The sequence below is a fragment of the Methylophaga sp. genome (genome assembly GCF_030651745.1).
Genome location: NZ_JAUSCC010000152.1, coordinates 1 through 10,828 on the forward strand (window position 1 = coordinate 1; position 10,828 = coordinate 10,828).

Sequence of the window (10,828 nt, forward strand, 5' to 3'; positions counted from 1 at the left end):
TATGACTCTGTTACGGCGATGCAGGAAACCAAAGTTTCCCTCTGTCGTATCCGTGCTGCCTGATTAAGGGGATTGCTAAATGGCTCGAATGAAGTTTTTGTGTGATGCCGAGCGTTGTATTGAATGCAATGCCTGTGTCACCGCCTGTAAAAATGAACATGAAGTTCCCTGGGGGATCAACCGTCGTCGCGTGGTAACGATTGATGATGGTATTCCTGGCGAAAAATCCATCTCAGTTGCCTGCATGCATTGTAGTGATGCACCTTGTCAGGCTGTCTGCCCAGTAGATTGTTTCTACACTACGGCGGATGGTGTGGTCTTACATGACAAAGACATCTGCATCGGTTGTGGTTATTGCTTTTATGCCTGTCCGTTTGGCGCACCGCAATATCCACAGGAAGGTGTTTTTGGTGCCCGTGGCAAAATGGATAAATGTACTTTCTGTGCTGGTGGTCCTGAAGAAGATAACTCGGCTGCTGAAGTCGAGAAATATGGCCGTAACCGTTTAGCCGAAGGTAAATTGCCGCTATGTGCTGAAATGTGTTCTACCAAAGCATTGATTGCTGGTGATGGTGATATCGTTGCTGACTTGTTCCGCAGTCGTGTTGTTCGCCGTGGTGGACGTCCTGATAACTGGGGTTGGGCAACTGCCTACAAGGATTAATCATGAGATTGATTGTTTTTTTGCTGGGCGCTTTTCTGCTGACTGCCTGTTACGAAGATACTGATGTAACCATGCATAAAGCCGGAGTTTATAAAGGCAAAGAAGATAGTCATGCTCTGTCTGCAGAGGAACGTGCTGAAGTGCTGAAGCTGCGTTTCAAAAGCGTTCAAACGGATCGCTAACGGAGTAAGCATGTCTGCATCTGCTGCTATGAACAATCGTAAAAAGACATCGCTCCGGGCGATGCTGATCATCGTATTGGCGATTTTAGTGTTGCCGTTAACCGGTTATCTCTATGTCAGTGTCACCGATCAGCAGGCAGCCATTGAGCAGACCAATCCGCGTGCTGATACCTGGCGTCAGGTACGTGAGGGCAACAAAGGCTACAGTGCGGTTCGAGGTCAGGAAACCAATGTATTGATTCAAGGTGCCGGTCAAAACTGGCGTCAATTGCGTAATGGTCCTATTGCCACTTACGGTGCATGGTTACTCAGTGGTGTGCTGGTAATTCTCGCAGCATTTTATTTATTGCGGGGTGAGGTCAAACTTAATCATCCACGAACTGGCAAAACCGTTGAACGTTGGACATTGAATGAACGACGTTTACATTGGACCACCGCAACTTTATTCATTCTGTTAGCGATTACGGGCCTAAGTTTGTTGTACGGTCGGTTTGCTTTAATTCCATTGCTCGGTTATCCGGGATTTTCCGCCTACGCGACTGCCGCCAAATGGATACACAATGTATTGGGTCCGGTGTTTATGGTGGCATTGTTTATCATTTTGATTAAATGGTTCAAACAGAATCTGTTTACTAAAGTCGATATCCAGTGGTTTAAAGACTTTGGTGGCATGGTCGGTGATAAGCATCCCTCCGCAGGCAAATTTAACGGTGGAGAAAAGCTCTGGTTCTGGACTTTGGCTACCGCCGGTGTTGCATTGTGCTTTTCGGGTTTAGTGCTGGATTTCCCTAACTTTGGCCAAGAGCGTTTTGTTATTATTGTTGCCCACCTGATTCATATCCTGACGGCAATGCTGTTAATGGCATTTTCCTTGGGCCACATCTATATCGGAACTATTGGTACAGAAGGCGCTTTGGAAGGCATGACTACCGGTCATGTTGATGTTGCCTGGGCCGAACAACACCATGATTTGTGGTTAAAAGAACTCGAACAGCAAGAACAAGCCCCCAAGCATTAATTTGCGCAAACTGGATACCTGTTAACAGCCGGGCAGTAAAAACTGTTCGGCTGTCGTCATTTTTGAGAATCTCTACAAAACAATTTTGTGATCCAAATTGGATCATAATTACTGTTGCCGCTACAGTTTTTTCATCTCCATTCAGTCAATGTGCCACTATTTAGTGCATTTTTGCCCTCCACCAAATCCCTCCCCACATACCAATATTCAAAAGCCTGATTTAGCTTTAGTTTTTGCTTATCTCAGCACTTCACATCAACCCTTAGCCATGATAGTTTTGACTGGATTTTTTAATATAAAAAGCCAAAGCAGGCTACGAAGTGAGAGAGAGGGCAGTACATGATCGAGCAACCAATCAGTGCTCAACAAACTGGAAAACCAATCAAGCTGTCGAGAATCACCAGCAAAGGTCGGCAGATTGATCCAAAAGCACTGGCGGAAGTACGGCAGTTACTTGGCGATGCATCCAGACAAAAAGATTTACTGATAGAACATCTGCATAAAATCCAGGATTTTTACAAACATATTTCAGCCAATCATCTGGTGGCTTTAGCCTATGAAATGAAATTATCACGGGCTGAAGTATACGAAGTAGCCACCTTTTACCATCATTTTGATGTGATCAAAGAAGGCGATGCTGTTCCTGCAGATCTCACAGTGCGAGTCTGTGACTCCATGAGTTGTGGAATGGCCGGGGCTGAAAGTCTGGTTGATTCTCTTGAATCTGCCATGGGAGAAAAAGTCCGGGTACAACGTGTACCTTGCATTGGCCGTTGTGACAAAGCACCGGTCGCCGTTGTCGGTATGCATCCGGTTGAATTTGCCGATGTTCAGAAAGTCGATGAGCTGGTTGAAAAAGGCGTAACCGAACCGGAAACAATTTCCCCAATCCTGTTTGAACAATATCAGGCAAACGGTGGTTACCAAATCTATCAGCAATGTATTGCCGGACAACATGATGTCAATAATGTCCTCGACATGATGGATGACTCGGGATTACGTGGTTTGGGTGGTGCGGGTTTCCCGGTTGGCCGTAAATGGCGAATCGTCCGTGATCAGCCTGCTCCGAGATTAATGGCTGTCAATATCGACGAAGGCGAACCAGGTACTTTTAAAGACAAATATTATCTCGATCGCGATCCACATTGTTTCCTGGAGGGCATGTTGATCGCCGCCTGGGCTGTCGGCATAGATGAAATCTATATTTATCTGCGTGATGAATATGCTGCCATTCGGGTGATGCTGGAACAAGAGCTTGCTAAGCTGCGTGCACATCCCCCAGTTGAAAACCTGCCAACAATTTATTTACGTCGTGGCGCCGGAGCTTACATCTGCGGTGAAGAGTCGGCGATGATTGAATCCATTGAAGGTAAACGCGGCATGCCACGTTTGCGTCCACCGTTTGTTGCTCAAGTAGGCTTATTCGGTCGGCCAACACTGGAACATAATATGGAATCGCTGTACTGGGTTCGCGATATTCTCGAAAAAGGTCCGCAATGTTTCACCGATCATGGGCGTCACGGTCGTAAAGGTCTGCGTTCATTTTCTGTCAGTGGTCGAGTTAATAAACCCGGCGTGCATCTTGCCCCAGCCGGTATCACCATGCGTGAACTGATTGATGAATATTGTGGCGGCATGCTCGAAGGTCATGAGTTTTATGGTTATTTCCCAGGCGGTGCATCAGGCGGTATTTTGCCGGCTTCTTTAGGTGATATTCCGCTGGATTTTGATACGTTGAATGAATACGGCTGTTTTATTGGCTCGGCTGCGGTGATTGTTTTCTCTGATAAAGACAGAGCACGCGATCTGGCTGTTAATGCCATGCATTTCTTTGAAGATGAGTCCTGTGGCCAATGTACACCTTGTCGTGTCGGTACAGCCAAAGCAGTCACCTTAATGAAACAGGCTAAATGGGACGAACCATTACTTGAAGAGTTGTCTCAAGTAATGGTAGATGCATCAATTTGTGGTCTGGGGCAAGCCGCTCCAAATCCACTGCGCTGCGTCGTCAAGTATTTCCCTGAGGAGTTGAAATAATGGCCACTCAATTACAAGACCGCGTAGAAATGGTCGAATTTACGCTTAACGGCCAGAAAATCAGTGCGCGTGCAGATGAAACTATCTTAAAAGCCGCTGAACGCGAAGGTATTGAAATCCCGCATTTGTGTTATTCCGAGCGTGAAGGCCAGGACGGTAACTGTCGTGCCTGCATGGTCGAGATTGATGGCGAGCGTGTTTTAGCCCCTTCATGCTGCCGTTATCCCGGCAATGATATGAAAGTGCAAACCAATAGTGAACGTGCTTTACATTCACAACGCATGGTCATCGAACTGCTCAAATCCGATGTTTCCGAAAAGCCGCATACGCTGCATTCCGAACTGGATTATTGGGCCAGCAAACTGGAAGTGAGTACACCGCGTTTCAAACCCCGTAAACAAGTCGCACCTGATTTATCGCATCCCGGTATCGCAGTGAACATGGATGCCTGTATCCAATGCACTCGCTGTTTACGCGCCTGTCGTGATGAACAGAATAACGATGTAATCGGCTTGGCCATGCGTGGCAGTCATACCGAAATTGTGTTTGATCTCGCTGATCCAATGGGCGAAAGCACCTGTGTTGCTTGCGGCGAATGTGTACAGGCTTGCCCGACTGGTGCGTTGATGCCTGCTAATGAAGTGGCCATGGTTGAACCGGATCGTCAGGTTGAATCAGTTTGTCCTTATTGCGGTGTCGGCTGTCAGCTGACTTACAACATCAAAGACGACAAGATTTTATATGTTGAAGGTCGTGATGGTCCTGCCAACCATGGTCGTTTGTGTGTTAAAGGCCGTTATGGCTTTGACTACGTACATCATCCACATCGTTTAACCAAACCGCTTATCCGCCGTGAAGATGCACCTAAAAACGGTGACTTTACGATGGAACCCAACGATATCGATAAAATCTTCCGTGAAGCGACCTGGGAAGAAGCGCTGGATATGGCTGCTAAAGGCTTCCTGAAAATACGCGATGAAAAAGGTCCAAATGCATTAGCCGGCTTTGGCAGTGCCAAAGGCAGTAATGAAGAAGCTTATTTATTCCAGAAACTGATCCGTACCGGTTTCAAAACCAATAACGTTGATCACTGTACTCGTCTTTGCCATGCCTCATCGGTGGTGGCATTGCTGGAATGTCTTGGCTCCGGTGCAGTATCCAATCCGGTGGCTGACGTAGACAAAGCCGATGTGATTGTATTGATCGGTGCTAACCCGACAGTGAATCATCCGGTCGGTGCGACGTGGATGAAAAATGCGCTGCGTACTGGTACTAAACTGATTCTGCTGGATCCTCGGACCACAGAGTTATCGCGTCAGGCGACACATCATCTGGCCTTCAAGCCAGGTAGTGACGTACCGATGCTTAATGCCATCATGCATGTCATTGTCGAAGAAAATCTGGTTGATCAAAGCTTTGTTGCCGAGCGTACGCTGGGCTTTGAAGCAATGAAAAAACATCTGAAAAACTATTCACCTGAATTGATGGAGCCGGTATGTGGCATTCCCGCACAAACATTGCGCGAAGTGGCACGGCTTTACGCCAAAGCCGATGCGGCAATGATTCTGTGGGGAATGGGCGTTTCGCAACATGTTCATGGAACTGACAATGCACGCTGCCTGATTTCACTGGCCTTAATGACCGGTCAAATTGGCCGTCCGGGTACAGGTCTGCATCCACTGCGTGGTCAGAATAATGTTCAGGGTGCCTCGGATATGGGACTTATCCCGATGCGTCTGCCGGATTATTACAAAGTCGAAGACGATTCGGCGCGGCATAAGCTGGAACAGTTATGGGATTCTGAAATTGATTCCAAACCGGGTCTTACCGTGGTGGAAATCATGGATGCGATTCATGAAGGCAAATTGAATGGCCTGTATATCATGGGCGAAAACCCTGCGATGTCGGATCCGGATGCTAATCATGCCCGTCAGGCATTGTCTGAGCTGGATATTCTGGTGGTACAAGATATCTTCCTGACCGAAACAGCCTATCTGGCCGATGTGATTCTGCCAGCATCAGGTTTCCCGGAAAAAACCGGTACGTTCACCAACACTGATCGTCTGGTGCAAATGGGACGCACAGCCATTCCTATGCCCGGTGATGCACGTCAGGATTTATGGATAATCCAGCAGTTAGCTCAGCGTATGGGGCTGGATTGGAATTACGACGGTCCTAAAGAAGTGTTTGCAGAAATTCGTAAAGCGGTGCCTTCGATGGGCGGTATTACCTGGGAACGTCTGGAGCGTGAACATGGTGTGGTTTATCCATGTGAACAGGAAGGTGATCCGGGTGAACCAATCATTTTCACCGATCGTTTCCCGACAACTGATGGCCGCGGTTTGTTTGTGCCTGCAGATATTGTCGAACCGGATGAACGTCCAGATGATGAATATCCGTACGTGTTAATCACTGGCCGTATGCTGGAACATTGGCATACCGGTTCAATGACGCGTCGTTCAAATGTACTTGATGCGCTGGAACCGGAAGCAGTGGCGACTATTCATCCGCTGACATTGGAAGAGATGAATGTCAGACCGGGTGAAATGGTGACCTTATCAACTCGTCGCGGCGAAGTATCAGTAGTGGCGCGGGTGGATGAAGCAGTGCCTACCGGCGCGATATTTATGGCTTTCTGTTATTACGAAGCGGCGGTAAACAAACTGTCCAATGCAGCATTAGACCCGGCGGCAAAAATCCCGGAGTTCAAATATTGCGCGGTGAAGGTAACACCTGGTGGTGTTCCGCTACAGTTTCATAGCTATGGTGGTGGACAGTCACAAAACAAACTAAGGCAGTGATGCAAGGGCAACCCACGCCTTGCATCACAAAAGGGCATGATTTCATGCCCTTTTTTATGTCATAACCGCGCATTCTTGCTAAGATAGCGGCGAATAATCTCTTGACGCAACAGGTCAAAAACATAAATGAAAATCCTCATAAGTAATGATGACGGCTACATGGCAAAGGGTATCCGCACATTGGCGCGCTCGCTTGCCGGTTTGGGGGAAATTACCGTGGTCGCGCCAGACCGTAATCGCAGTGGTGCCAGTAACTCGCTGACATTGGAAAATCCTTTGCGCTTGGATCGTATGGAAGACGGTGTTTACCGAGTGGAAGGTACACCAACCGACTGTGTGCATCTGGCGATCACAGGTTTACTGGAAGAAGAACCCGATATGGTGGTTTCTGGTATTAATGCCGGTGCCAATCTTGGTGATGACGTGCTTTACTCAGGCACCGTGGCCGCTGCAATGGAAGGGCGTTTTCTCGGCTTGCCGGCAATAGCTATTTCACTGGCAAGTTTTGAAGGCAAACATTACGAAACTGCAGGTTGGGTCGCACAACAATTGGTTGAAAGACTTAAATCTGTAGCATTACCCGCCGATACTATTTTGAATGTAAATGTGCCGGATCTGCCAATCGAAGAAATTATCGGTTTTGAAAGCACTCGTCTTGGTCATCGACATAAAGCCGAGCCGGTGATTAAAGAGTTTGATCCTCGCGGCAGACCGATGTACTGGATTGGTCCAGCAGGACAGGAACAAGATGCTGGGCCGGGTACTGATTTTGATGCGGTTCGCCGAGGCGCAGTTTCGGTCACGCCATTACAAATTGATTTGACTCGATATGATGCCATTGATGGCGTATCGCGGTGGCTGGAAAGCACTTTGCCATGATCGCAGATCCTCGCGGAATAGGAATGACATCGCAGAGGACGCGGGATCGTTTGATCCAGCGTTTGCAGGAGCGAGGTATCAAAAATATTCATTTATTGGCAGTGATGCGCCAGTGCCCGAGGCATTTATTTGTTGATGAAGCCTTAGCCAGCAGGGCATATGAAGACACGGCATTGCCGATTGGTCTGGGCCAGACTATTTCGCAGCCATACATTGTGGCGCGTATGACCGAAATTTTATTGCAGGACGGGCCGAGAAATAAGGTACTAGAAATCGGTACGGGTTCGGGCTATCAAACTGCTGTGCTTTCAGCATTAGTGCCCAGAGTGTTCAGTGTGGAACGTATCGCCCCTTTGTTGAAGCAGGCAAGGGAACGTTTCTACCAGTTAAAACTTAATAACATTCGCCTCAAACACAGTGATGGCAGTTGGGGCTGGCCGGAAAATGGTCCTTACGATGGCATTATCGTGACCTGTGCAGCGGAGCAGATTCCGCCCACGTTGCTGGAACAACTGGCACCGGGCGGCCGATTGGTCATACCTGTTGGTGGTAGCAAGGGGCAGATTTTAAAAGTAATTGATCGCGTTGACGGTAAATTTGAAGAAACGGAATGGGACGCCGTTAGTTTTGTCCCACTGTTAAGTGGGCAAGTTGGATGAAATTATTTTCTGGGCTTTACGCGAGAGTGATGCAATGGGCAAGGCATAAATATGCAACCTATTGGCTAGCGTTGGTCAGCTTTACCGAGTCCTCATTCTTTCTGATTCCACCGGATGTCATGTTGGCACCGATGTCATTAGCCAGACCAGATAAAGCATGGTTTTATGCCGGCATAACCACGGTAGCCTCAGTATTAGGTGGATTATTAGGTTACCTGATTGGCTTATTTGCTTTGCAAATGGTCGAGCCATGGATCATTCAGTTTGGTTACGTCGAGGCATATGAAACAGCCCAGCAATGGTTTGCTGAATATGGCTTTTGGGCTATATTTTTAGCGGGATTCACCCCGATACCCTACAAGATATTCACCATTGCTGCCGGTGCGGTTGGCATGTTGTTATTACCGTTTATTCTTGGTTCTTTAATTGGCCGTGGTATGCGGTTTTTTCTGGTGGCAGGCTTAATGAAGTGGGGTGGCAAGCCGTTTGAAGAAAAATTGCATTTATGGGTGGATCGCCTTGGCTGGTTAACGGTGGGACTGTTGGTTCTGGCCTATTTTATATTTATGTAATATGAAGTTTTTATCGACCTTATTAGTGTTTTTATTGACTGCATGTAGTGGTGGCAGTGCCTTGGCACCGGTTGGTCGTGAAGGTGATAGCCGCTCGCAACAACCCCGGACTCAGGCTCAATCTCAGCCAGCACCAGCACCAGCTCCTGATAGCTATACTGTTAAACGCGGTGATACCTTGTATTCGATCAGTTTCCGCTATGGAATGGATTATCGTGATGTGGCACGTATTAACGGTATTCGAGCGCCCTATACTATTTATGTAGGACAACAGATTAAATTCAGAGGCGCTCCTGTTACAACTACTGCAACGCGCCCGGCCACGAGTCAGCCGTCATCTTCTTCAGTAACACGACCTTCGACATCAACACAGGCAACAAGGCCTTCTACTGCAACACAAACACCGCAAACCCGGCCAACGACACCTCCTGCCACAACGGCTCCTGCTGTTACTGCGGCAAATGAAAGTATGGTTTGGCGTTGGCCAACAGATGGACGTGTTGTATCAACATTTTCTGAATCTGGTCCTGGGCGTAAAGGGATCAACATCGTAGGTAAACCCGGTCAGCCAGTTATAGCGGCGGCAGATGGCAAAGTGGTTTACAGTGGTGATGGATTACCGCGCTATGGTAACTTGCTGATCATCAAACACAATGATACGTATTTAAGTGCTTATGCACATAACGATACGCTGCTGGTCAAAGAGGGTGATTCGGTGAAAAGTGGTCAGAGGATTGCCACATTAGGTCGCTCGGGTACCCAGACCGATCAATTGCATTTTGAAATTCGTCGTAACGGCAAACCTGTCGATCCATTACGCTTTCTGCCTAAACAATAAGCTGCATAATCCGTTACAATAACGGGTTTGCTGCAGCAGCATTATCAATCAATTTCAATGAGGTACTAGCGTGGAACTCGGCGCGACGATGCAACGAATTAAAACTCTCCGCGATCGCAGTGACGATCTCAGGGGGTATCTTTGACTTCGATAACAAGGCAGAACGCCTGGTCGAAGTAACCCGTGAGCTGGAAGATCCAGCCGTCTGGAATAATCCCGAAAATGCCCAGAAACTGGGACAGGAACGCTCCAGCCTCGAGCGTATTGTCAAAACACTCTCTTCACACCGTGAAGTACTGGATGACGCAAAAGATCTGCTTGAACTCGCTGTTGAAGAAAACGACGAAGATACCTTTAATGCAGTCAATGCGGATCTGGACGAGCTGGAAAAAGGTCTGGAAAAACTCGAATTCCAACGCATGTTCTCCGGCAAGCTCGATGCCAACAGCGCCTATCTGGATATCCAATCAGGCTCCGGCGGAACCGAAGCACAGGATTGGGCCAATATTATTCTGCGTATGTATCTGCGTTGGGGCGAAGCTCAGGGTTACAACGTCACCTTGATGGAAGTCTCCGCCGGTGAGGTAGCCGGTATTAAATCAGCCACCGTGCGTTTCGAAGGTGAATACGCCTTTGGCATGCTGCGTACCGAAACCGGTGTACATCGTCTGGTGCGTAAATCACCGTTCGACTCCGGTGCCCGTCGGCATACCTCATTTGCTTCGGTGTTTGTTTATCCTGAAGTCGATGACACTATTGAAATCGATATCAATCCGTCTGATTTACGTATTGATACCTACCGCTCAAGCGGTGCCGGTGGTCAGCACGTTAACACCACCGATTCAGCGGTACGTATTACCCACGTACCGACCAACACCGTGGTGCAATGTCAGATGGAACGCTCACAACATAAAAACCGTGATCAGGCGATGAGCCAGTTACGCGCCAAACTGTATGAGCTGGAATTACAAAAGCAAAACGAAGTGAAACAAGCCGCCGAAGAATCCAAATCGGATATCGGCTGGGGCAGTCAAATACGCTCCTATGTACTCGATCAATCACGCATCAAAGATTTACGTACCGGTGTCGAAACCGGAAACACGCAGGCGGTTCTGGATGGCGATCTGGATCAATTCATTGAAGCCTCACTCAAATCAGGTTTATAAGCGAATCCAACA

At 48.0% G+C, this 10,828-nt stretch carries 10 protein-coding genes; all 10 read left to right on the plus strand.

Annotation, left to right across the window (positions count from 1 at the left end; translation table 11 throughout):
• Positions 1–79 precede the first annotated feature (79 nt).
• The 10 genes from fdh3B (at position 80) to prfB (ending at position 10,816) form a co-directional block, all read left to right on the plus strand.
• Positions 80–664: a formate dehydrogenase FDH3 subunit beta gene (gene fdh3B / locus Q7V21_RS17790; protein ID WP_304918572.1), complete on the plus strand. Its 585-nt coding sequence runs from the start codon at positions 80–82 to the stop codon at positions 662–664.
• A 2-nt stretch (positions 665–666) separates the two neighbouring features.
• Positions 667–846 carry a hypothetical protein gene (locus Q7V21_RS17795; protein ID WP_304918573.1) on the plus strand — a complete coding sequence of 60 codons (180 nt, stop codon included), beginning with the start codon at positions 667–669 and terminating at the stop codon, positions 844–846.
• A 10-nt stretch (positions 847–856) separates the two neighbouring features.
• A complete protein-coding gene (locus Q7V21_RS17800; protein ID WP_304918574.1) occupies positions 857–1,864 on the plus strand; it encodes a formate dehydrogenase subunit gamma in 1,008 nt (335 codons plus the stop codon).
• 339 nt (positions 1,865–2,203) lie between these two features.
• On the plus strand, positions 2,204–3,901 hold the full coding sequence (locus tag Q7V21_RS17805; protein ID WP_304918575.1) for an NAD(P)H-dependent oxidoreductase subunit E: 1,698 nt from the start codon (positions 2,204–2,206) through the stop codon (positions 3,899–3,901).
• A complete protein-coding gene (gene fdhF, locus Q7V21_RS17810; protein WP_304918576.1) occupies positions 3,901–6,702 on the plus strand; it encodes a formate dehydrogenase subunit alpha in 2,802 nt (933 codons plus the stop codon). The genes Q7V21_RS17805 and fdhF overlap by 1 nt, the downstream gene beginning before the upstream one ends.
• A 126-nt stretch (positions 6,703–6,828) precedes the next feature.
• Positions 6,829–7,581 carry a 5'/3'-nucleotidase SurE gene (gene surE, locus Q7V21_RS17815; protein WP_304918577.1) on the plus strand — a complete coding sequence of 251 codons (753 nt, stop codon included), beginning with the start codon at positions 6,829–6,831 and terminating at the stop codon, positions 7,579–7,581.
• Positions 7,578–8,240 (plus strand): protein-L-isoaspartate(D-aspartate) O-methyltransferase, encoded by a 663-nt coding sequence (locus tag Q7V21_RS17820; protein ID WP_304918578.1) that lies wholly within the window; start codon positions 7,578–7,580, stop codon positions 8,238–8,240. The genes surE and Q7V21_RS17820 overlap by 4 nt, the downstream gene beginning before the upstream one ends.
• Positions 8,237–8,812 carry a YqaA family protein gene (locus Q7V21_RS17825; RefSeq protein ID WP_304918579.1) on the plus strand — a complete coding sequence of 192 codons (576 nt, stop codon included), beginning with the start codon at positions 8,237–8,239 and terminating at the stop codon, positions 8,810–8,812. The genes Q7V21_RS17820 and Q7V21_RS17825 overlap by 4 nt, the downstream gene beginning before the upstream one ends.
• Position 8,813: 1 nt before the next feature.
• Entirely contained in the window at positions 8,814–9,650 is an 837-nt protein-coding gene (locus Q7V21_RS17830) for a peptidoglycan DD-metalloendopeptidase family protein (RefSeq protein WP_304918580.1), read from the plus strand.
• 88 nt (positions 9,651–9,738) lie between these two features.
• A protein-coding gene (gene prfB / locus Q7V21_RS17835; protein WP_304918581.1) for a peptide chain release factor 2 occupies positions 9,739–10,816 on the plus strand; the annotation gives its coding sequence in 2 pieces (ribosomal slippage) (positions 9,739–9,792 and positions 9,794–10,816; 1,077 coding nt in all).
• Positions 10,817–10,828 lie beyond the last annotated feature (12 nt).

What these genes read in the sequence shown, in the direction of transcription:
- fdh3B (WP_304918572.1), top strand. Translation starts at nt 80, where the DNA reads ATGGCTCGAATGAAGTTTTTGTGTGATGCCGAGCGTTGTATTGAATGC.
- Q7V21_RS17795 (WP_304918573.1), top strand. Translation starts at nt 667, where the DNA reads ATGAGATTGATTGTTTTTTTGCTGGGCGCTTTTCTGCTGACTGCCTGT.
- Q7V21_RS17800 (WP_304918574.1), top strand. Translation starts at nt 857, where the DNA reads ATGTCTGCATCTGCTGCTATGAACAATCGTAAAAAGACATCGCTCCGG.
- Q7V21_RS17805 (WP_304918575.1), top strand. Translation starts at nt 2,204, where the DNA reads ATGATCGAGCAACCAATCAGTGCTCAACAAACTGGAAAACCAATCAAG.
- fdhF (WP_304918576.1), top strand. Translation starts at nt 3,901, where the DNA reads ATGGCCACTCAATTACAAGACCGCGTAGAAATGGTCGAATTTACGCTT.
- surE (WP_304918577.1), top strand. Translation starts at nt 6,829, where the DNA reads ATGAAAATCCTCATAAGTAATGATGACGGCTACATGGCAAAGGGTATC.
- Q7V21_RS17820 (WP_304918578.1), top strand. Translation starts at nt 7,578, where the DNA reads ATGATCGCAGATCCTCGCGGAATAGGAATGACATCGCAGAGGACGCGG.
- Q7V21_RS17825 (WP_304918579.1), top strand. Translation starts at nt 8,237, where the DNA reads ATGAAATTATTTTCTGGGCTTTACGCGAGAGTGATGCAATGGGCAAGG.
- Q7V21_RS17830 (WP_304918580.1), top strand. Translation starts at nt 8,814, where the DNA reads ATGAAGTTTTTATCGACCTTATTAGTGTTTTTATTGACTGCATGTAGT.